A 21,607-nucleotide genomic window follows, 5' to 3' on the forward strand; every position below is an offset into this window, starting at 1 on the left:
ACGGCGGTGGGGCGTTCACTGCTCGATTTCGACGGTCAGGTCCGACTGGATCCAGGCGTGCGTGCGCTCGGGATCCGCGATCATCGCGACGCTCTCGCCGCGGATGACGTACTCTTCGTAGGTTTCGCGGATCTGGTCGTCGTCGGCCCGAGTGGATTCGTTCGTCGACATCCTCAGATCCCTCCCGTCAGCGGTTCGAGCGCGAGCTGGTCGTCGGTGCCGATCGAGATTCGGTAGCCTTCGTACTCGAAGTTCACAGAGAGGTCGCCAGCAGACGAGACGAGTGCGTCGAGCGCGTCCGTGTCGACGACTGTGCCAAGCGGCGTGAGTTCGGTCGGATCGGTGTCGGTTTCGGCTGCAACTGCCTCGACGACGCGCAGCGACGGTGTTTGCGAGTGGCGTTTCACGGATGTGGTCGTCATTTCTGATTGAAACGTAGCCCGCTGTCTCCTTTGGCTTCCCCTAGAACTATATTCGTCGCGGGGGCGTCTCTGGGCTATACATATAGCGTCTCTCCGTCGCCGCGGCTCCGTCGTGTGGTTTCATACTACCGGCTGTACATCTGTGACTGATTTCGCCACCCCGGGGTGGCGAAGATCGTCACGAAGTGACAGCCGGCAGTATCACTGCGGGTATTGCGCGACTACCTCGATTCGACTGTGACGCGCGGGCTCGTCCGTGCGACCCCTGCAAGTCATTATCGTCCGTTGTTAACTCAGACACATGATCTCACTCTGGCACGACGTGGCCCCGTTCGTCGGGGCGGCCAGCGGGGAGTGGTTCGTCTCGGTCTCCAGCGGTGCGACGGGCTTTGACACGTTCTCGATCGCGTTCGTGCTCACCGGACTGGTCGGGCTTGCGGTCCGGGGCGACGCCGACGATCCGATCGCACAGTTGACCGAGAAGGTGCGTCGCGTGGCAGCCGGCGCGGACGACGTTACGTTCACGACCGACCGCGACGACGAGATCGGTGCGCTGTACGACGCGATCGGCGATCTCGTCGCGGCGACCGACGCCGAGGACCGGACCGACGAGGCGTTTCGCCGTTCGCTCTACGAGATCACGAGCGACCCGGCGCTCGACGACGACGCGAAGCTCGATCGACTGCTCGAACTGGGCTGTGAGCGACTCGGGGTCGAGACCGGCTTCATCGCACAGATCGACGAAGCCGACGACCGGTACGAGATCGAGCGGGCGACCGGTCCGCTCGTCGCCGAGGGGAGCGTGTTCGATCTCTCCGAGACGCTCTGTCAGCGGACGATCACGTCCGCCGATGTGCTCGGCATCGCCGACACGGCCGCGGCGAGCGACCTCGACGAGGCCGAGTACGCGGACTCGGACGTGCGCAGCTACATCGGCTCGAAGCTGCTCGTCGATGGCGAACTGTACGGGACGCTCTGTTTCGCCGGCTCGGAGCCCCGCGAGCGCTCGCTCAGCCACGCCGAGAAGGTCTTCGTCGATCTCATGGGACGGTGGATCAGCCAGACGGTCGAGCGCCGCGAACGGATGGCGACGCTGGAGCGACACGCCTCGATGCTCGATTCCCTGTTCGAGGAGTTGCCCGTCTCCCTGTACGTCAAAGACGAGGCGGGCAGACACGTCCGCAAGTCGGTCTCCGACCGGGTGACCGAGTTCCCCGAGGACGAGGAGTGGTACCGCGGCAAGACCGACCTCGACATCTACGACGAGGCGTTGGCCGAACGGACCTACGCCGACGACATGCAGGTCATCGAGTCTGGCGAGCCGATTATCGGGCAAGAGGAGTACGATCCCGTGGCGAAGGAGTGGGTAGTCACGTCCAAGGTGCCCTGGCGGGGACCCGACGGCGAGATCCGGGGCCTCATCGGCGTCACGCAGTACGTCACCGAGCGAAAAGAGCACGAGCGGAAACTGGAGGCGATCGTCGAGAACACGACCAACCAGATCTACATCAAGGACTCCGAGGGCGTCTACCAGTTCGTCAACGAAGCGACCGCGGCGCTGTTCGACCGCGAGCCGGCGGAGATCCTGGGGAAGCGAGACGACGAACTCTTCGACAGCGGGACCGTCGAGACGCTCGTCTCGGAGGACCGTCACGTCCTCTCGTCGGGCGAAACCGTGACGACGACGACGACGGCGGAGATCGACGGCGAGCGCCGGACCTTCCTCGACAACAAGTACCCGTACCGTGACGAGTCGGGCGAGATCATCGGCGTCATGGGGATCAGCAAGGACATCACCGAGCGACAGGCACGCGAACGAAAGCTCCGTGAACGAAAGCGCGAACTGGCGACGCTGATGAGCAACCTCCCGGGGATGGTGTATCGCTGCCGAAACGAACCCGACTGGCCGTTCGAGTTCGTCAGCGACGGGTGCCGGGAGCTGACGGGCTACGACCCGGCGGCGATCCGGAGCGGAGCGGTCAACTGGGCCGAAGACGTCATCGTCGGCGACAACGACGAGCTGTGGGAGACGGTCCAGCGCGCCGTCGACGACCACGAACAGTTCCAGGTCACCTACCCGATCGAGACAGCGGACGGGCAGCGTCGGTGGCTGTGGGAACGCGGTGTCGGCATCTACGACGACGGGACCGTCCGAGCCCTGGAGGGGGTCGTCACCGACGTGACCGATCGCAAGGCTCAGGAGCGCGAGCTTCGCCGGACCAACGAGCGGCTCAACACCCTGATCGACGCCTCGCCCGACGCCCTCGTTCTGATCGACACCGACGGCGTCGTCGAGCTGTGGAACCCCGCTGCCGAGCGCATCTTCGGCTGGAGCGAGTCGGAGGTCGTCGGCGACACGCTGCCGTTCGTCCCGGCCGACAGAGCCTCAGAGTTCGACGCGTTCCGGGACCGCCTGCTGTCCGGCGAGTCGATCAACAGCGTCGAGACGCGACGACGCCGCAAGGACGGCACGCTGATCGACGTGAGCCTCTCGGCGGCCCCGCTGCGAGGCGTCGACGGCGAGATCACCGGGATCATGGCCGTCATGGAGGACATCACGGAGCGCAAGTGCCAGGAGCGCCAGCTCCGGGAACACCAGCGCGAACTCGACCGCTACCGGGAGTTCACCGAGGACATCCTCGACGCCGTCGACGACGTGTTCTACGTCCTCGACGAGGACGGCTCCCTCCAGCGCTGGAACAGCGCACACACCCAGGTGACGGGCTACTCGGACGCGGAGATCGAATCGATGCACGCGACGGACTTCTTCGCGCCCGAACACCGAGACCAGATCGAGGCGGCGATCGAGGAGACGAAAGCGACCGGTGACGGGGTAGTCGAGGTTCCCTACCTGACCAAAGACGGCGAGCGGGTCCCCCACGAGTTCGTCGCCGTCGCTCTCGAAGACCCAGACGGGAACCAGCTCGTCGCGGGGATCGGGCGAGACATCAGCGAGCGAAAGCGCCGGGAGCGCCAGCTCGAACGCACGACGGACCTGCTTTCCCGCGCCGAAGAGATGGCGGCGATCGGCGGCTGGGCAGCGGTCGTCGAGGACGGCGCGGCCGTCGACACCAAGTGGACCGACAAACTGTTCGACATCTTCGGACTGGCCGACGACGAGGCCCGCTCGGTGGAGGCGATGCCCCAGTTCTATCACCCCGACGACCGGGAGCGACACCGCAGCGCCATCGAGCGCGCGCTCGACCACGGGATCGCGTGGGAGCAGGAACTGCGACTCGACACTCCCGACGGCACCCAGCGGTGGGTCCACACCATCGGAGAGCCGGTCCTCGAAGACGGCACTGTCGTCGAGATCAGAGGCTCGGTCCAGGACATCACCGCACAGAAGCAACGCGAACTCGCGCTGGAGTCGCTCCACGACTCGGCGCGCGGGCTGTTGACGACGGAGTCGATCGACGACGCCACCCGGTTGATCGTCGACACGGCCGCGTCGCTGCTCGACCAGGCCGCCGTCGGGATCTACCTGTACGACGAGACGACGAACCTGCTCGAACCCGCCTCGGTGTCTCCGGGCTTCGAAGCGCTCTGTGGCGGCGAGCCGGATGCCGTCGGGCCGGGGACGGAGTCGTTCCTCTGGCACGCCTACGTCACCGGGACCCAGAGCGTCCTCGAAGGCGTCGACACCAGCGGCGAGTCGGGCCCCTTCGTCGACGCGGCCGACACCGGCATCGTGGTGCCGATCGGGAGCCACGGCGTCTTCGCCGCACTCGACGAGGCAGGCGAGATCGGTGAGAGGGATCGCTCTCTCGTCGAGACGCTGGTCGCGACCGCGGCGGCCGCCTTCGAGCGACTCGAAAGCGAGGCCACGCTGCGCGAGCGCGAGGCCGAGATCGAGGCCCAGAACGACCGACTCAGACGCCAGATCCGGGCCAACGAGACGATCCGTTCCGTCGATCAGACCCTCATCGGTGCGACCGACCGAGACCAGCTCGAAGCGGCGGTGTGCGAGCGACTGGTCGACGACGAGGACATCTCTTTCGCCTGGATCGGGTCGTTCGATCCCGGCGGCGAGACGCTCCAGGCTCGTGCCTGGGCCGGTGAGGGGGAATCGTATCTCGACACGCCGTCGTTCGACCGCTCGGCGACGCACTCGGACCCGGCCGTCTCGGCGGCGCTCGACGACGAGCCGGTCGCCGTCTCGAACATCGCCCAGAACGTCCAGCAGGCGGCGTGGCGACAGGCGGCACTGGCCGTGGGTCACCAGTCGGCGCTCGCGGTCCCCGTCTCGCTCGACGACTACCAGTACGGCGTGCTGACGGTGTACGCCGACGAGCCGGACGTGTTCGGCGAGTTCGAGACCGCCGTGTTCGCGGAGCTGGGGACGAGCATCGCCAACGCGATCACGAGCATCACGACCCGGCGGGCGCTCAACGCCGACACGCTGACCGCGCTCGAACTGCGCGTCGAGGACACGACGGACCCGCTGCTCGACATCGCGTTCGAGAGCGGCTGTACGGTCACCTACGAGGGCGTGGGCACCGTCTCCTCAGACGAGACACGACTGTTCGTCCGGATGAGTGGCTGTGATCCCACGACCGTCTCGGAGCTGCTGGCCGACCGGCATACGATCGCCGACCACCACCTCGTCTCCGAGAGCGAGGACGGCGGCGTGTTCGAGGTGACGATCCAGGGCGAGACGGTCATCGCTCGACTCGTCCGCCAGGGCGGGCGAGTGCGAAAGATCGCCGCCGAGGAGTCCGGTATCGACGTCGAGGTCGACGTGCCGACCTCGGTGGACGTGCGCTCGTTCGTCCAGACGCTCACCGACGAGGGAACGGTCGAACTGGTCAGCCGACGCGAACGAGCGCGCGCCGCGGAGTCCGACCCCGCGCTCGCCGAGACGATCCTGGAAGCGCTGACGGATCGCCAGCGGGAGGTCCTCCGGACGGGCTACTTCTCGGGATTCTTCAACTGGCCGCGCGACACGACCGGCCAGGAGCTCGCAGCGATGCTCGACGTGTCACAGCCGACCGTCAACCGCCACCTCCGGCTGGGCCAACAGCGGGTCATGCGACAGCTGTTCGACGACGAGCCCGACGCGGAATGAGTGGGTGTCGCGCTCGATCACCGCGCGTTTTTATCGCCGCCGCTCCAAGCCTGCCCGTGTCCTGGTTCAGCCGCAATCGCCACTGGCTGTTGCTCGCGCTCGTCGCGGTGACGACGGTCCTCGCGGTCGGGACCGTCGGTGTGGGACTGGTCGCGGTCCTCGCCGGACTGGCCGGCGGTGCCGGTCTCGGTGCCGTGCTGGGCGATATGGCACTCGTGTTGTCGATCGCTGCCCTCCTGGTCGCCGCAGACGTCGCGTTCGCACTGGCCTTTCTGGTCACCCTGGCACGCCGGGCGTCGCTGCCCTCTCTGCCCGAGAACGACCGTGTCGCCGACGGGTTCGAACGCGCCGAGCGACTCGTCCCGCCGCTGTCTCGACTGGGGCTCGCCGACCGCTTCGCCGTCTCGACGGAGACCAAGCGCGAGCGACTGAAAGAGCGCTACGTCGACGGCGATATCACGGAGGTCGAGTACGAGCGCCAGTTGCAGGTGCTGCTGGCCGAGGCCGACGACGACGCGGCCGAGTCGGCCGGAGACGAGATCGAGCCCGACCTCGCCGCCGGCGAAGAGCAGACGACGGCCCGAACAGCGGCCGACAGCGCACCCTCCAGTACCGAACTCGAATCCGACGCCGAGTAGCACGCTGATTTTATACCGCGGCCCGCCGTCGGTAGTCGTATGACCGACGAGTTCAGCGTGTTTCGCTTCGACGTCGACGCCGAGGCGATGCGTGCCCTCCTCGAATCGCTCGGCGTCGAGCCGTCCGTGTCAGCGGCGTTCGAGCGCGACGAGACCGACGACGAGCGCGCGAGCGCACCGCACGGAGAGCGAACCGGGCCACGCGTCGGCGAGACGCCGCCACCCGGTGCCGGCGATCAGGTCGCCCCCGAGGACAGTCCCGAAGAGAGCGACGGCGGGCGTCGGACGCTCCTGGTGGCCGCGCTCGGCACCGCAGTGGTGGCGCTGCTGATGGCGGTCGCAGTGGTGGTGTACCGTCGGCGGTCCGGCGAGACGCTGCCGGACGTTCCGGTGCCCGACGGCGTTCCGATCCCGGACGTGGGGACGCTCCCGGGTCCGTTCGGTGACGGCGACGAGCCGAGCCCCGAGCGATCTCGGTCGCCGGCCGACGAGGAGACGGTCGACGCCGCGCCGCTGGTCGGAATGGCCCTGCTCTCGCTCGGTGGTGCCGTGTTGCGCCGCGTCCAGCGGCCCGACGAACGCGAGCACTGACCGTCAGCGACGCGAAAGCCGGCGGCGAGGGGCGAAGCGACTGGTGGTCGTTCTCTCTTCCGACACATTATTTCGATGTGCATCGACAGTATTATTCCCGCCCTTCGTGTGGCACTGTCTAGCCACCGACGCGGGGGGATGTTGGGCGTCGGGTTCTCCGGCGGAGCGCCCCGATCGGTCGGCCGTTCGTACCTATGAGAGAAACACGACGCGACGTTCTTCGGCACGCCTCGGCGCTGGTCGCAGCGGTGACCGGCGCTGGCACAGCAGCGGCACAGCAATCACCCCCGTCCTACGACGACGGCACCGTCTACACCGGCGGGGATCGAGTGACCTACGACGGTTCCGTCTGGGAGGCCGGTTGGTGGACCCAGGGGACGGCCCCGTCGACGGACGCGGCGGTCTGGGAACGGGTCGACGCCGCCGACGGTGGCGGTGACGACTCCGACGACAGCTCGTACCCGGCCTGGGACGCCAGCGTCGCCTACAGTGGCGGGGACCGGGTGACCCACGACGGCTCCGTCTGGGAGGCAGCGTGGTGGACGAAAGGGACCGAGCCCGCCGCCGACGCGACCGTCTGGACACTGGTCGAGAGCGACGACGGCTCCGGCGGTGACGAGGACGGGGCACCGACGGCCGTCGTCGGCGTCACGCCCTCGGCACCGACGCCGGGCGAGACGGTGACGTTCTCTGGGGCCGACTCCTCGGACCCCGACGGCGACGCGCTGGACTACGAGTGGACCATCGACGCCGACACCGTGACCGGCGTCGAACACACGCGGTCGTTCGAGTCCGCCGGGGAGTACGCCGTCAGCCTGACCATCACCGACGGCTCGGGGGCCAGTGACTCGGCCACGACGACGGTGTCGGTCTCCGAGGAAGACGGGTCCTCGCCGGGCTGGGACGAGCACCCGGTCATGGCCTACGAGTTCCAGGGAGCGGCCCCGGCCGACAAGCTCACCCACGTCATCCAGACGTTCGGCAGCGTCAGCGCCGACGGCTCCGTCTCGGCACCGTGGGACGCCGGGGGCATCGACGGTGTCACCACGCTCCTCTCGATCGGCGGCTGGAAGAACTCCCAGGGGTTCCCGGAACTGGCCAGCGACCAGGAGAGCCGGGAGACTTTCGCCAGCGAGTGTGTCGCGCTACTGCGTGACCGCGATCTCGACGGTATCGACATCGACTGGGAGTTCCCCGGTCCGTACGGTCCCGACGGACTCACGTCGTATCCCGACGACGAGGAGAACTTCGCCGCGCTGATCGAGGAGTGTCGCCGACAGTTCGACGCGGCCGCCGAGGAGGACGACACCGACTACTACCTCACTGCGGCGCTGAACCATGCAGAGTCACACCTCTCCGGGCTCCCCCACGACCGACTCGCCGACGCGCTGGACTACGCGAAGATGATGACCTACGACATGCACTCTCCGGTCTGGGTCGACGAGACTAACCACAACTCACCGCTGTACGCCACCTCCGGTGCCGACAGCGACGACTCGATCCACAACACCCTCTCGTACATGCGCGACCAGGGGTGGCCCGCCGAGAAACTCGTCATGGGGCTTGCCTTCTACGGTCGAGAGTTCACGGGCGTCGAGGGGACGGCCAACGACGGACTGCTCCAGCCCTTCGAGGGCAGCGGCGGGGCGACCGGCTTCGCCGACATCGCCCAGCAGTTCGGTGACCACACTCGCTACTGGGACGACGAGGCCAAGGTCCCCTACAAGTTCGACGGCACCAGCCTGCTGAGTTACGACGACGAGGAGTCGGTCACGGTCAAGGCCGACTACGCCGACGAGCGGGGCCACGCCATCATGTACTGGGCCTCCGGCCACGACCCCAACGAGACGCTGCTCGACGCGGTCAACGACGCACTCGGGAAGTGATGCGCCAGCGACCGGGAGACGACAGTTGTAGTGATGTTCCGGTGAGCGTCTACCCGTCCAGCGCTCACGGTACGCAACGACAACTGTCCGTATGAGACGCCGCTGGGACGACGATCTCCACGCCCATCGCAGTGCCGTCGTGTGAGGCGTGGCTCGACGTTCGCCGGCTCCCGTAACCGCCAGTCTAAAGCGCGCCCACTGGATTGCTTTGGGCATGAAGTTCCACGAGGCGGCGAACTTCCTCTTCGATCTCCGCCGATTCGCGCTCCGACCGGGCACGGAGGCCACTCGGTCGCTGCTGGCCCATCTGGGCGACCCGCACGACTCGCTGGACTGCGTGCAGATCGCCGGCTCGAACGGCAAGGGAAGCACGGCTCGCATGGTCGAACGCACGCTCAGGGAGGCGGGGCTCGACGTGGGCCTGTACACCTCGCCACACTTAGACGACGTTCGCGAACGCATCCGGGTCAACGGCCGGAAGATCACCGAGTCGGCGGTCGTCGAGTTCGTCGAGTCCGTCGAGCCGTACGTCACCGATCGGGCGGCCGACGGCACCTCGCCGACTCTCTTCGAGACGCTGACGGCACTGGCCTACTGGGAGTTCGAGCGCCAGTCGGTCGACGTGGCGGTCGTCGAGGTCGGCATCGGCGGCAAGCTCGACGCCACCAGCGTCGTCGACCCCGTCGCCAGCGCGGTGACGACGGTGACGCTCGAACACACGGACATCCTGGGCGACACGGTCGCAGAGATCGCCCGAGACAAGGCACACGTCGCGCCCGCGGACCGCCCGCTCGTGACCGCCACCGAGGGCGACGCGCTCGACGCCGTCCGGGACGTGGCCGGGGACGTGGTCACCGTCGCCGACACCAGCGGCGACGTGACGGTCACCGACAACGGCCGCGAAGGACTGGAGGGGTCGGTGTCGATCACGGGCGACGACTGGCGTGTCGAGACGAACCTCCCGCTGCTGGGCGCTCATCAGGCGATCAACGCCGGGATCGCCGCGACGCTGTGTCGCCAGGTCGCGGCCGTCGACGAGGCGACGATCGAACGCGGCCTGCGAAACGCCCACTGGCCCGGTCGCTTCGAGATCATGGGACGGGACCCGCTGGTGGTACTGGACGGCGCGCACAACCCCGGCGGCGTCGAACGGGTCGTCGAGACGCTTGCCACGTTCGACTACGACGACCTCCACGTCGTCGCGGGCTCGATGGTCGACAAGGACCTGCGTGCCATCGCGGGGGCACTCGACGGGGCCGACCACGTCGTCGCCTGCGAGCCCGACCGAGACCGCGCAGAAGACGAGCAGGTCGTCGCGAAGGCGTTCCGAGACGAGACCGCAGCCAGCGTCGAGACGCGCAGCGACGTGGCCGGCGCGTTCGACGTGGCCCTCGACGCGGCCGGCGAGGACGACTGTGTACTGGTCACGGGCTCGCTCTACGCCGTCGCCGAGGCTCGCCAGCGCTGGATCCGGCCGACGATCCCCAAGCAGGTCGACGGCGTGGCGGCGGCACGCGAGACCATCGACGCCGCTCACGTCACCGACGCCGGTGCGTGGCGTATGCGCGGCAAGGCAGTCCATCGCCTCCTCAAGACGCGCGTCCAGCCCCGACAGGCACAGTACCTCAAAGAAGAACTGCTCTCGCTGGGCGGGGACTGTGCGATCTCGGGGCTGAACGACCAGGACGAGGAGATGCTCGACGTACTCCTGATGGGGACGATGGCCCAGTTCCGCCGCCTGACGGACAAACTCGACGGCCAACCGTACGGCCTCGCGTCGCTGGCCGACGAACTCCGGACCGCGCTGGACATCCAGCAGCCCGATCGAGACCGCGGCTATCCCTGGGAGGACGGCACCGCAGTCATGGGGATCTGTAACATCACGCCGGACTCCTTCCACGACGGCGGTGAGTACGACGCCGTCGAGGACGCCGTCGCCCGCGCCGAGTCGATGGTCGCGGCCGGCGTCGACGTCCTCGACGTCGGCGGCGAGTCCACCCGCCCCGGTGCGGACGAGGTTCCCGTCGAGGAGGAGATCGAGCGCATCGTCCCGGTGATCGAGCGCCTCGCCGACCTCGACGCCGCCGTCGCCGTCGACACCCGCAAGGCACCGGTCGCCCGCGCCGCACTGGACGCCGGTGCGGACATCCTCAACGACGTGTCCGGGCTCGAAGATCCCGAGATGCGCCTCGTCGCCGCCGACTACGACGTGCCCGTCGTCGTGATGCACAGCATCGAGGTGCCGGTCGATCCCGACAGCGCCGTCGACTACGACGACGTGGTCGAGGACTGCATCGACCAGCTCACCGAACGCGTCCTGCTGGCCGAGAAAGCGGGGCTCGACCGCGAGCAGATCGTGGTCGATCCGGGGCTGGGATTCGGGAAGACGGCCGCCGAGAGCTTCGAGCTGCTGGGCCGACTCGAAGAGTTCCAGTCGCTCGGTTGCCCGATCCTGGTCGGCCACTCCCACAAGTCGATGTTCGAACTCGTCGGAGCCGAGGCCGGTGACTGTCTGGACGCCACCATCGCCGGCACGACGCTGGCCGCCGAACGAGGAGCCGACATCGTTCGCGTCCACGACGTGCCCGAAGCGGTCCGCGCGGTGAACGTCGTCGAAGCCGCTGACGATCCCGAGTCGTTCGTCGAGGAGAACTGAGACGGAAATCGAGGGCGGCGCGCGCTCGCTCGCGTTCCATCGCGAGCGATCACTGTGCGAGGGATGAGCGACTGAAAGGAGCGAATCGGTTGGGGAGGTGCGTGGCTGCGGTGCCGTGCTGTGCGGTCCTGGTGGCCGAACCGGCGAGACGCACTCGACGGTGCTGCGAGGGCACTATCCGAGCGTAGCGAGAATAGCTCGCAGCACCGTCGAGCGGGGCGAGGGCGTTCAGTTGGCAGCGTTCGCGTCGTATCGAGAGTGAGACCGTTCAGTTCCCGTCGCCGTCCAGTTCCGTCTCCACCACGTACCCCCACTGCTCCAGCCCTTCGCTGTCGTAGAACGCCAGCCCATCGTCGTTGTCCCGCGGGCACGCCAGCGCGACGTACGTTGCCGGAGGATCGGGACGGCCGCGTCCCACTGCTCGTCGGTGGTCAGTTCTGTGACGGACATACCGGGCGGTCGACGGATACCGCCAAGAGTACTGTCACGACACGGTCGACACAGTACCACGAGAACGGTTTCCAGACGACCACAAGAGCCATCCTCCTCGCCGCCGCGACCGCTGGCATGGAGCAACGCGACGTGGTCCGGGGCGGGTACGAGGAGATCGCCACCGCCTACGACGAGTACCGGGAGACGGAGACGCCGCCGGCCCTCGACGACGGGATCGGTGCGGACTGCTTCGCGTCGCTGGCCGACGGCAGTCGCGTGCTCGACGCCGGCTGTGGCGCTGGCCGGCCCGTGTTGGAGCGTCTGGACCGCGCCCACGAGTCGGTCGGGCTGGACATCGCGACGAGCCAGCTCGAACTGGCCCGCGAGCACGTCCCGGCGGCCGACCTGGTCCGAGGCGACCTCGCTCGATTGCCCTTCGCCGACGACGCCTTCGACGCGCTCTGCTCGTTCTACGCGATCATCCACGTCCCGAAGGAAGAACACGAGCGCGTCCTCTCGGAGTTCCACCGCGTCCTCCGACCCGGCGGCGACCTGCTCGTGTCGATGGGTGCCATCGAGGGGTGGGAGGGCCGCAACGACGACTGGCTCGACACCGGGACGGCGATGGAGTGGAGCTACTTCGGCCCCGCAAAGAGCCGCGAGATCGTCGAGACGGCGGGCTTCGAGATCGTCGACGAGCGACTGCCCGAGGTCGAATCGGACGGATTCTCCGTGTTCTGGGGGCGGGCGTAATACCGATCTCTCCGTCTGTCGCCGCCGACCGGCGTACTGCGACACTGAATGTGGGGGACCGAGCGCGTGCCCCCGCAGTCCCAGAACTGTTACTCGGCTACTGTGTCGTCGCCAGTCGGTTCGCCCACCGCTTCGGCGTCTTGCTCGGTCACGCGAATCCCCTTGGAGACGAGGTGGCGCATCTGCTGGCGGACGAAGTCCTCCTCCTCGGTGCCCCGCGTCGCGAGGAGATAGAGCTGTGCGTCGCCGACGGGGCGCATCGTCCGGCCGGCCCGCTGTGCTCCCTGTCGGCGGGATCCGCCGAGGCCGGAGGCGACGATCGCCAGCTCGGCGTCGGGGAGGTCGATCCCCTCGTCGCCGACCCGAGAGATCACCAGGGTGTCGCGCTCGTTCCGGCGGAAGTCGTCGAACAGCCGTTCTCGCTCGGCGTGGCGAGTCTCGCCGCTGATGAAGGGCACGTCCAGCGCCGCGGCGATGGCCTCGCCCTGGTCGAGGTACTCGACGAAGACCAGCGCCTTCGCGTGGGGGTGTTCGGCCAGCAGGTAGCGCAGTTCTTCGATCTTCGCCGGGTTCGTCGCGGCGGTCTGGCGGCGGCCGTGGCCCACGGCGGAGACGTACTCGTCGGCGGTCGCGTCGTCGCTCCAGGGGACGAGGCGGATCTGGACCTCCGGCTCCTGGACGAAGCCGGCGTCGAACAGCGCCGACCAGTCGGTGCCGATGGGCGGCCCCACGAGCGTGAAGATCTCCTCTTCTCTGTCGTCTTCTCGAACCGGCGTCGCGGTCAGTCCCAGGCGATGCTTGCCCTGCAGGCGGGCGCTGCGGCGGGCCACGTCCGCGGGGATGTGCTGGACCTCGTCGTAGACGATCAGGCCCCAGCGCCGTTCGTCGAACAGCTTGCGGTGGCGGTCCATCCCGGCGGTCCGGTAGGTGGCGATCGTCACCGGCCGGATCGTCTTCTCGCCGCCGTGGTACTCGCCGATCTGGCTCTCGTCCAAGTCGGTGTGTCTGAGCAGTTCCTCGCGCCACTGGCTCGCCAGCTCTCGGGAGGGGACGAGAATCAGCGTCTCGCCGCCGAGGGCTTCCATCACGCCCATCGTCGCGACGGTCTTGCCCGATCCCGGCGGGCCGACGAACACTCCCGACCCTTGCTCCTGGAAGCGCTGTACCCAGTCGGCCTGGTAGTCCCGCAGCGGCAGGCCGAGTTCGACCGACAGCGCGTCGCCGTCTTCGAGGTCGCGGTCGTCCCGGACCGGATAGCCCGCCTCGTACAGCGTGCGCTTGAGCTGGGCGGTCTGCTCCTCGTTGACCCACGACTCCGAGTCCGAGATCGGCGCACGCAACACGTCGTCGTCGAGCTTCTGGCGGGCGACGTTGCCCATCAGGTCGTCGTTCTCGGCTTCGAGGACGGTGTAGCCGTCCTCGTGGGTCACGAGCCTGAACTTCCGGGCGCGTTCCCACTGGCTGCGGACCCACTCCGCCAGGTGTTCGGAGCGCTCGCCGACCACGTCGTGGATCGTCGCAAGCAGGTCCGAGAGCGACTCGTAGGGAGCCTGCCACACGTCCTCCTCTCGGATCTCGTAGATCGCGCCGCCGGAGCGGTTCGTGTCGACGAGGTGGGCGAACTGCGAGAGCTGTGCGCGGGTGAACTGGTCTGCGTGTTCCACGACGATCTCGTGGCGGTCCGGAAAGAGAATCACCCGCTCGCGGTCGGTCACCGCGTCCAGGTCCGGCGGGTAGTAGACCGCCTCGGCACCGGCCACGTCCTGGCGTTCCAGCTCGGCGTCCTCGCTCAGCCGCGCCAGCGCCTCGCGGGCCGCGTCGGCGGTGAACCCGGTCTTGCCGGCCACCTCCGCCGGGGTGAGGTGTGGTTTGCCGACCGCGTCGATGGCGTCGTACACGTCGGCGACGGTCAGCGTCTCGGGCTGGTCGCCCGCGCCGTCACCGCCGGCCTCGGCGTCGTCCTCTGTGGTCACTGGGGATGGGTATCGGCCCGACGAGTAAACACCTTGTGTCACTGGCGCCAGTGATGCATGCGGATTCTCGCGACGTTTGCCCGGTCGACGACGCGCCACATCACAGCAGGCCGTGGGCCTCGATCAGCCGGCGGTAGTGTTCGAGATACTGCTCGCGGACGGCGTCGTGGTCGTACTCGGCGAGCGATTCGTCGATCGTCTCGTGGGGGTAGTCGCCGCTCGCGACGATGGCGTCTGCCATCTGCTGGGTGCTCGTGACCCGGAAGCTGCGCTCGCGGTGTTCGATCAGTTCGTGGGCGCTAGAGCGGGCCTGATACTCGACGATGCCGATACAGCCACAGGCGAGTGCCCACAGCAACTCGCTGGCGAAGTACTCCCGGTAGGCCGTCTGGACGAAGACGTGTGCGCCACGGTAGATGCTGATTCGCTCCTCGCGGTCACAGGCTCCGACGAACTCGACGCGGTCCTCGATGCGCAGGTCGCGGACCTGTCGCTCGTAGTCCTCGCGGTAGGGTCCGTCGCCGACGATCTTCGCCGACCAGTCCCGTTCCCGAAGCTCTGCCAGGCCGAGCAGGAGGCTCTCGACGTTGGCGCTCTCGTCCAGCGGGTGGGCGAAGGCCACGTCGACGGTCGCTGCGGGCTCGGTGTCTCGGATCTGTGCCATGTCGATGCTCTCCGGGACGATCGCCGTCTGGTCGCTGCTGGCACCGTGTTCCCGGACGGTCGTCCGGACCATCTCCGACGGCGTGACCACGCAGTCCGGGCTCTTTGCCGCGCGGTCGACCAGTCGGCTGGCACCGATCGCCTCGTCGCCGAACCAGTCGACCAGCACGGGGGCGCGCGTGATCGTCCCGCCGACGCTGGCCCCCACGACGCCACCGGGCGGGCGCGGACTGGCGTGGATCACGTCCGGCGGGTGACGCGCGAGGCGAACGGGCAGGCGCGTCGCGAACGCTGCCGCGTTCGGCGTCGCCGTCACCGCGCGGTAGGTGATGTCCTCGGGCTCGAAGGTCCGCAGGTCGCTGTCCCACCAGCGAGCGCAGTAGATCGTCACCTCGTGGCCCCGCTCGGTCAGCTGCTGGGCGACGCGTTCGAGTCGGCGGGCCCCCTCTGTGTCCCGGTGGTGGGTCGTCTCCATGGCGACGAACGCGACGCGCATACCTGACGGTCAACGTGGCCCGTGAAAAATCCAACCGTTGCCGGGGCGTCCGTCGGGACCGCGACGTGCGCTCTCTTGCCGGAATCCACAAAGCATTTCATCCGTCTCTGCAGCCGTCCGTACATGGCCCCGCGAACGCCCCTCCTCCGCCCGGATAGATACTTCGCAGACCACGAGCCGACGTTCGATCGTGGTCTGGTCGTCGCCGCGCTGGTCGTGGTCGGCACGCTCGTGATGGTGGCCGGACTCGGTGCGGTCTTCACCGCGAAAATCGACGGCACCGTGATGGTCGACAACCCGGACCGCCCGTCCGAACAGTTCTGTGACGGGCGGATGAACGAGACGTTCTCCGAGACGAACACGACCTTCGGCTGTGACGAACCGGCCCAGATCGAGCGCAACATCGACGTGATCATCGACAAAGCGATGGGGCAGTTCTACGGCCCGATCCTCGTCGGCGTTCCAATCTTCCTGTTCGCCGTCGCCGGACTGCTCCATCTCGGGACGGCGCTGGCCGGCGGCCAGGGGTCGTTCGGCAACACGCTGACCGTCGCCGCCTGGGGGTTCGCCCCGACACTGGTGACGTTGCCCCTTGCCATCGCGACGCTGTGGGTGACGATGGATCCCGTGACCATCACCATGGGGATGGAGCCCGCCACCTTCCAATCGATGCTGCTTGGCCGGATCAACGAGTGGGTGCCGATCGCGCTGGCGCTCAACGCCGCCGGTTCGCTCTGGGGTGCCGTCATCTGGGTGTTCGGGCTCGAACGCGGCCGGAACGTCTCCCGAGGTGGGGCGGCCGTCGTCGCCGGCATCGTCGCGCTCCTGTTGTTCGTGGTCGGACTGGCCTAGTGGGCTCGACGTTACAGCTTGTCTGCTGGGTCAGTCGGGTGTGCGATACTCCACGCGTTCGCAGCACCCAGACTCAGATTGACCGAGAGGCCACCGGCACCGCCGGAGATGCCCTGTATCGACGAGGTCGGCGAGCCGGCGAAGGTGTGCGTGTACGAGCCCCAGATCGTGCTCGGTTCGCCGTCGTCGCGCAGTCGGAACTTCGCGGTCAGGCTCGCGGACGCACTCGGCAGCGAGTCCCCGGCCGCGGCACCGAAGTCGTTGTGATTGACGATATCGACCGTCCCGGCGAGTGCGTCCTGTGCGACGTCGTCGGAGGTGAACTTCGCCGAGTGACGTTCCGTCGCGCTGACGCTTGGCTCTCCGACAGGGGCCCAGTCGCCGTTGATGTACCCGATTCCGATGGCGTCGTCACACCACCAGGAGTTCCGGATGGTGCGGTTGAGCCCCTCCAGTGTCATCCCGACCGCGACCCACACCTCGTCGCCGCCCGCGTCGCTGACGCCGACGACCAGTTCCGAGTCCGAGTTTTCCGGATCGTTGTACGTGTACTCCGGTTCCACGTCCTGTTCGGTGGTGGAATCGTTCGTCTCTGCCGCGACTTCCGCTCGCACGTCTTCGTTGACCTGGAAGTCCCGTGTCGCCTCGACCGACGGCTCTAGCCGGAAGCCTTCGAGTGCGCGAGTCGCGCCCTCGGACCCGTTTCGCACCAGTCCCTGGTGGAACGCCTCGCCGACTACGTCGGTCGTCGGTTTCTGTGACTGTCGCTGTGCAGTGACAGCACCAGTAGCTCCGACAGTCGCGAGCGAACCCGCAGTGAGGAGGAATGTCCTTCGGTTTGGCATTGCAGTTTCATCGACAGCCGACGGCCATAAAATACCTCTAGATTACATATCTATTATTTTATTTCTAACCTGTATACATATATACTCTCAATACCGCAGTCCCCTCAGCGAGCGCCAAACCGTTATACTCGCGCTCGCCAAGACATCTGACGTGTACGATCTCGAACGCTATCTCAACATCAGATCTGCGACCGGGGCGACGCTCGGGCCCGACGGACAGCTCGCCTTCCGGATGAACACGACCGGCACGTTCCAGCTCTGGAGCGTCGACGAACCGGGCGGCTGGCCCCAGCAGCGCACCTTCTACGACGACTCCGTGTCCTTCGCCTCGTACTCGCCCGAACGGCCGGAGCTGATCTTCGGCAAGGACGAGGGTGGCAACGAGCGGTTGCAGCTGTTCCGGCTCGACGCGGACGGCCAGAGCACGCCACTCACCGACCGGCCGGACGCCAAGCACCGATGGGGCGGCTGGAGCCACGACGGCGAGCGGTTCGCCTTCGCCTCGAATCGCCGCGACGAGAGCGTCTTCGACATCTACGTGCAGGGTCGGGACGACGACGAGGCCACACTGGTCCACGAGGGCGGAGGCTGGCTCACCGTCGGTGGCTGGTCGCCCGACGACTCGAAGCTCCTCGTCGGCGAGGCCCACTCGAACGTCGACCAAGACCTCTCCGTGCTCGATCTCGAATCCGGCGACTTCGACCACCTCACGCCCCACGACGGCGACGTGCGCTACGGGAGCGCCCAGTGGGCACCCGACGGCGACGGCGTCTATCTCGTCACCGACAGCGATGCGGACCTGCGCTGGCTGGCCCGCCTCGATCTCGACGGGACGCTCCGCGAGGTCGTCTCGGACGACGACTGGAACGTCGACGGCGTGTCCGTCGACGTCGACACCGGACGGCTCGCCTACTCTCGGAACGTCGACGGCTACACGGACCTGACCGTCGGACGGTTGACCGACGAGACCACGATCGAGGCGTTCCCCACGCCGGACCTGCCCGGCGGGATCGCTGGCGGCGTCTCGTGGGGACCCGACGCCGATCGGTTCGCGGTGACGGTCACCGGCCGGACGGTCAACACGAACGTCTTCGTCGTCGAGACCGAAACGGGCGAGGCCACCCGCTGGACGCACGCCTCGACGGCCGGCATTCCCGACTCGACGTTCCACCCGCCGGAACTGGTCCACTACGAGACCTTCGACGGCCGGGAGATTCCGGCGTTCTTCTCGCTGCCGCCGGCCGAGGGCAGAGACGACGACGGCGTCCCGGTGATCGTCGACATCCACGGCGGTCCCGAGAGCCAGCGCCGCCCCTCCTTCTCCGGCCTCCAGCAGTACTTCCTCTCGCGTGGCTACGCCCTGTTCGAGCCCAACGTCCGGGGATCGAGCGGCTACGGGACCGACTACATGCAACTGGACGACGTGGAGCACCGGATGGACAGCGTCCGCGACATCCGTGCCGGCGTCGACTGGCTCCACGATCACCCGGCGGTCGACCCCGACCGACTGGTGGCCAAGGGCGGCTCCTACGGCGGGTTCATGGTGCTTGCCGCGATGACGGAGTACCCCGACCTGTGGGCCGCGGGCGTCGACGTGGTCGGCATCGCGAACTTCGTCACCTTCCTCGAAAACACCGGCGACTGGCGACGGTCGCTGCGCGAAGCCGAGTACGGCTCTCTGGACGACGACCGCGAGTTCCTCGAATCCGTCTCGCCGATCCACAGCGCGGACCAGATCGCCGCGCCGCTGTTCGTCATCCACGGCGAGAACGACCCCCGCGTCCCGGTCGGCGAGGCCGAACAGATCGTCGACGCGGTCCACGAGCAGGACGTCCCGGTCGAACTGCTGGTCTTCGACGACGAGGGCCACGGGATCGGCAAGCGCGAGAACCGAATCGAGGCCTACACGCAGGTCGTCGAGTTCCTCGACGAACACGTGTGAGACTGCTTCGCCAGCGTCTTCGCTACTGCTGATTGTCAGCTTTCGACGTACCCGTCACCGGACTCTTCAAACGTCCACCCATCAGTAATAAATTCGCCCTCTGAGCCGACATGAACGACGAGGACTCCGGTCCCTCATGGATGACCTCAGTCGCTGCGTCCTGCGTGTATCCCGCGGGCCCGCTCCGGAGAGGCATCCACTGGTACCGACCATGACCGCAGGTATGCCACACAGTACGGCACGTCTGGTACTACGAGTATGCATAATATTAAAATTTATGCCATTGTACAAGGATATCATGGGTCCACGTAGCCGTCCTCTGTGTCCTCGAACATCCGCTGCCCTCCCTGACCGATAACTCCTCCGTCCGGACCGGCGTGGAGGGTGTAGACCTTCGCCGGTCGCTCGTTCCACTTGATCGTCGTCTCGTACTCGTAGTACCGATACTGTTGCTCTCCACTGTTTTTCGAGCGCGCCGTCATTTCGAGTCTCGACGACCGCTGTTCGTCACCAGCGCTCGAATAGGGAACACAGACGATTTCACAGGGTGGAAGCTCCGCCGACAGGGTTCCTCGAAATACCGTCTGGTTTCCGCTGTCGCTCAAGATGTTGACGGTGTTCGTGCGCTTTTCTTGACCCTTATTAATAATTTTTGTCGATGTATCTTGTGTGTGTCCAGAAGATTTGCCCGAGGAGAGACAGCCACTGGTACCGACCATCACTGCAGGTATACTGTATAGTACGGTACGTCTGGTACTAGGAACCATATATTATTTAATTCATGCCGGAAATTCTGATATACTCGTCTACTTCCTTTTGGATCATTTGGAGTCTCGAGGGAGAGTCGGAACAACTGCGGTTGGTGGGTTAGTCATAATGTGGGTTGGTTCTTGTGCTTCGCCGCTAAAACCCATCGCATTCGTGTTTGTGTTTTCTTTAATACCCCGCTTGTTCTTCTCTTTTCTCGACACATTTTCCACTCTCGGGATTCCACCTCCCCCTTCATCTGTACTGGCAATCCCTGGGTCTCATACTACCGGCTGTCACTTCGTGACGAGCTTCGCCACCCCGGGGTGGCGAAATCATTCACAGATGTACAGCCGGTAGTGTCAGGGACTTTTTACTATGGTGGCCATTGAAAATCAATGCACACCCGATCGCACGACAGCAGTGCGATCGGTGTGTCAATCGTTTCAATTGTTACTATAATGTTGGTTAGGTTCTACCGTTGATGCCTGGCATTGATACTGCTACGGCTTTCTCAAAAGGAGACAACGACTGACCGGTTTTATCTGACCGGACGCACAGTAACTGGTACGAGAATGGTGAGTCGGTCTCCAGACGTGATCGGCGACGGGATCGAGTCGCTCCAGCAGCGCCACGGTCCCTTCCCGGTCAACCAGACGACGCTCAGCCTCTCACCGGCGGCGTATCGCGACGCCGCCGAACGCGCGCGCGACGGGTTCGCGGACGTGTACGTCCGGGTGGAGAACGACGACGGCGAGGTGTTGCACGTCCAGAGCGAGGACCGCAAACGGGTCCCGCGCTGTGTCGGCGGCAGCGAGAAGCCCCTCACCGAGCGGGCGCGCGACGCCGTCGCGGACGCGACCGGCGTCGACTGTACGATCGACGAGATCGTCCGCGTGACGATTGCCGGCGTCCGCAACGCCGAGGACACCGACGCCGAGACCGTGTACCGACTGCTCGTCCTCGTCGACGCGGTGTACGACGGCGGCCAGACCGAGCGGGGCGTCTGGGCAGCCGAGTCGGCGATCCCCGAATTCGTGTAGCCGTCGTCACGCGGGTGATTCTTCGATCCAGTCTGTCCGCAGTAGCAGGCTCGACTCTCGGTACGTCTGTGTGCGCGTTGACCAATGTGCTGCCTCTCTACACGAATCTCAAATTCGGTCGTTGATGAGATCCTCGCTCCGCTTCCGAGATACTTAAACTGTAGACTGATTACAAAACGACCATGTTTGAATTGGTCCACCGATATGCCCCCGAAAGTCCTGCCGGTCGAACTGCGACCGCCATCATCGCCTGTTTGATTGGTGTCCCAGCACTCGTATACGGACTCATTGGACTATCTGAAAACGTCGCGGCAGCACTCTTGTACCTCTTGCTCAGTGCTGTAACGCTTGGTGTCGCCGGACAATTAATACGAGGGGTCGTTCGTCAGGCGAATGCGGCTCCTGTGGACAGTCTACAGGACGGTCACCAGACAGACGAATCAAAGGAAACGGCAATTGAAACGCTTCGGCGACGGTATGCAGAGGGTGAACTTGATGACGAAGCCTTTGAGGAGCGTCTGGATCGCCTCATCAAAACCGATGAATTGGAGCAGCAGACAACCGAACGCGAACGTGTGATAGAGTGATCTCCTGTACTGA

At 66.4% G+C, this 21,607-nt stretch carries 17 protein-coding genes and 1 pseudogene; 11 read left to right on the plus strand and 7 right to left on the minus strand.

All coding sequences use genetic code 11. The annotated features are described in order from the left end of the window. Positions 1-15: 15 nt before the first annotated feature. Together ACAH01_RS04850 and ACAH01_RS04855 are read right to left on the minus strand one after the other, a co-directional pair. Positions 16-171 (minus strand): hypothetical protein, encoded by a 156-nt coding sequence (locus ACAH01_RS04850; protein WP_170095132.1) that lies wholly within the window; start codon positions 169-171, stop codon positions 16-18. Positions 172-173: 2 nt separating this feature from the next. Continuing rightward, on the minus strand, positions 174-407 hold the full coding sequence (locus tag ACAH01_RS04855; RefSeq protein WP_346775264.1) for a HalOD1 output domain-containing protein: 234 nt from the start codon (positions 405-407) through the stop codon (positions 174-176). 316 nt (positions 408-723) lie between these two features. Between ACAH01_RS04855 and ACAH01_RS04860 the strand changes: the two genes are divergently transcribed. The 6 genes and pseudogenes from ACAH01_RS04860 (at position 724) to folP (ending at position 11,261) form a co-directional block, all read left to right on the plus strand. Then, complete coding sequence (locus ACAH01_RS04860; RefSeq protein ID WP_372480430.1) at positions 724-5,490, plus strand: PAS domain S-box protein; 4,767 nt, start codon at positions 724-726, stop codon at positions 5,488-5,490. Positions 5,491-5,546: 56 nt separating this feature from the next. Next, positions 5,547-6,128, plus strand: a complete 582-nt coding sequence (locus ACAH01_RS04865) for an SHOCT domain-containing protein (protein ID WP_372480431.1) — start codon at positions 5,547-5,549, stop codon at positions 6,126-6,128. 39 nt (positions 6,129-6,167) lie between these two features. Then, entirely contained in the window at positions 6,168-6,719 is a 552-nt protein-coding gene (locus ACAH01_RS04870) for a hypothetical protein (RefSeq protein WP_372480432.1), read from the plus strand. A 194-nt stretch (positions 6,720-6,913) separates the two neighbouring features. Then, positions 6,914-8,605: a glycosyl hydrolase family 18 protein gene (locus tag ACAH01_RS04875; RefSeq protein ID WP_372480433.1), complete on the plus strand. Its 1,692-nt coding sequence runs from the start codon at positions 6,914-6,916 to the stop codon at positions 8,603-8,605. Between the two features lie 214 nt (positions 8,606-8,819). Beyond that, a pseudogene (locus tag ACAH01_RS04880) lies at positions 8,820-10,010 on the plus strand (folylpolyglutamate synthase/dihydrofolate synthase family protein); the annotation flags it as partial. 459 nt (positions 10,011-10,469) lie between these two features. Then, positions 10,470-11,261, plus strand: a complete 792-nt coding sequence (gene folP, locus ACAH01_RS04885) for a dihydropteroate synthase (protein ID WP_372480791.1) — start codon at positions 10,470-10,472, stop codon at positions 11,259-11,261. A gap of 268 nt (positions 11,262-11,529) precedes the next feature. Here the strand turns inward: folP and ACAH01_RS04890 are convergent, their stop codons facing one another. After that, a complete protein-coding gene (locus ACAH01_RS04890) occupies positions 11,530-11,679 on the minus strand; it encodes a hypothetical protein (RefSeq protein ID WP_372480434.1) in 150 nt (49 codons plus the stop codon). Between the two features lie 149 nt (positions 11,680-11,828). Here ACAH01_RS04890 and ACAH01_RS04895 point away from each other — a divergent pair, with 149 nt between their 5' ends. After that, the gene (locus ACAH01_RS04895; RefSeq protein WP_170095125.1) at positions 11,829-12,446 is read left to right on the plus strand and encodes a class I SAM-dependent methyltransferase; all 618 of its coding nucleotides are present in this window, start codon (positions 11,829-11,831) and stop codon (positions 12,444-12,446) included. Between the two features lie 89 nt (positions 12,447-12,535). On the opposite strand, the gene ACAH01_RS04900 is transcribed toward ACAH01_RS04895, so the two are convergent. Together ACAH01_RS04900 and ACAH01_RS04905 are read right to left on the minus strand one after the other, a co-directional pair. Then, positions 12,536-14,419, minus strand: a complete 1,884-nt coding sequence (locus ACAH01_RS04900; RefSeq protein ID WP_372480435.1) for a DEAD/DEAH box helicase — start codon at positions 14,417-14,419, stop codon at positions 12,536-12,538. Between the two features lie 100 nt (positions 14,420-14,519). Continuing rightward, a complete protein-coding gene (locus ACAH01_RS04905) occupies positions 14,520-15,578 on the minus strand; it encodes a glycosyltransferase family 4 protein (protein WP_372480436.1) in 1,059 nt (352 codons plus the stop codon). 123 nt (positions 15,579-15,701) lie between these two features. Here ACAH01_RS04905 and ACAH01_RS04910 point away from each other — a divergent pair, with 123 nt between their 5' ends. After that, positions 15,702-16,430, plus strand: coding sequence for a Yip1 family protein (locus ACAH01_RS04910; RefSeq protein WP_372480437.1), 729 nt, complete (start codon positions 15,702-15,704; stop codon positions 16,428-16,430). Between the two features lie 11 nt (positions 16,431-16,441). Here ACAH01_RS04910 and ACAH01_RS04915 read toward each other — a convergent pair whose 3' ends face one another. Further along, entirely contained in the window at positions 16,442-17,275 is an 834-nt protein-coding gene (locus tag ACAH01_RS04915) for a hypothetical protein (RefSeq protein ID WP_170095122.1), read from the minus strand. 151 nt (positions 17,276-17,426) lie between these two features. Between ACAH01_RS04915 and ACAH01_RS04920 the strand changes: the two genes are divergently transcribed. Further along, complete coding sequence (locus tag ACAH01_RS04920; protein WP_372480438.1) at positions 17,427-19,217, plus strand: prolyl oligopeptidase family serine peptidase; 1,791 nt, start codon at positions 17,427-17,429, stop codon at positions 19,215-19,217. A gap of 296 nt (positions 19,218-19,513) precedes the next feature. Here the strand turns inward: ACAH01_RS04920 and ACAH01_RS04925 are convergent, their stop codons facing one another. Then, positions 19,514-19,699 carry a hypothetical protein gene (locus ACAH01_RS04925; RefSeq protein ID WP_170095120.1) on the minus strand — a complete coding sequence of 62 codons (186 nt, stop codon included), beginning with the start codon at positions 19,697-19,699 and terminating at the stop codon, positions 19,514-19,516. An 840-nt stretch (positions 19,700-20,539) separates the two neighbouring features. Between ACAH01_RS04925 and ACAH01_RS04930 the strand changes: the two genes are divergently transcribed. Further along, positions 20,540-21,007, plus strand: coding sequence for a hypothetical protein (locus ACAH01_RS04930; protein WP_372480439.1), 468 nt, complete (start codon positions 20,540-20,542; stop codon positions 21,005-21,007). Between the two features lie 182 nt (positions 21,008-21,189). After that, positions 21,190-21,594, plus strand: a complete 405-nt coding sequence (locus ACAH01_RS04935; protein ID WP_170095118.1) for an SHOCT domain-containing protein — start codon at positions 21,190-21,192, stop codon at positions 21,592-21,594. The last annotated feature ends 13 nt before the right edge of the window (positions 21,595-21,607 follow it).

The sequence above is a fragment of the Halomicrobium sp. HM KBTZ05 genome (genome assembly GCF_041530035.1).
Lineage (GTDB): Archaea > Halobacteriota > Halobacteria > Halobacteriales > Haloarculaceae > Halomicrobium.

Bases quoted from the DNA above. Each gene is read 5' to 3' on its own strand.
- ACAH01_RS04850 (WP_170095132.1), bottom strand. From the start codon at position 171: ATGTCGACGAACGAATCCACTCGGGCCGACGACGACCAGATCCGCGAA.
- ACAH01_RS04860 (WP_372480430.1), top strand. From the start codon at position 724: ATGATCTCACTCTGGCACGACGTGGCCCCGTTCGTCGGGGCGGCCAGC.
- ACAH01_RS04870 (WP_372480432.1), top strand. From the start codon at position 6,168: ATGACCGACGAGTTCAGCGTGTTTCGCTTCGACGTCGACGCCGAGGCG.
- ACAH01_RS04875 (WP_372480433.1), top strand. From the start codon at position 6,914: ATGAGAGAAACACGACGCGACGTTCTTCGGCACGCCTCGGCGCTGGTC.
- folP (WP_372480791.1), top strand. From the start codon at position 10,470: ATGGGGATCTGTAACATCACGCCGGACTCCTTCCACGACGGCGGTGAG.
- ACAH01_RS04895 (WP_170095125.1), top strand. From the start codon at position 11,829: ATGGAGCAACGCGACGTGGTCCGGGGCGGGTACGAGGAGATCGCCACC.
- ACAH01_RS04905 (WP_372480436.1), bottom strand. From the start codon at position 15,578: ATGCGCGTCGCGTTCGTCGCCATGGAGACGACCCACCACCGGGACACA.
- ACAH01_RS04910 (WP_372480437.1), top strand. From the start codon at position 15,702: ATGGCCCCGCGAACGCCCCTCCTCCGCCCGGATAGATACTTCGCAGAC.
- ACAH01_RS04915 (WP_170095122.1), bottom strand. From the start codon at position 17,275: ATGCCAAACCGAAGGACATTCCTCCTCACTGCGGGTTCGCTCGCGACT.
- ACAH01_RS04925 (WP_170095120.1), bottom strand. From the start codon at position 19,699: ATGACGGCGCGCTCGAAAAACAGTGGAGAGCAACAGTATCGGTACTAC.
- ACAH01_RS04930 (WP_372480439.1), top strand. From the start codon at position 20,540: ATGGTGAGTCGGTCTCCAGACGTGATCGGCGACGGGATCGAGTCGCTC.
- ACAH01_RS04935 (WP_170095118.1), top strand. From the start codon at position 21,190: ATGTTTGAATTGGTCCACCGATATGCCCCCGAAAGTCCTGCCGGTCGA.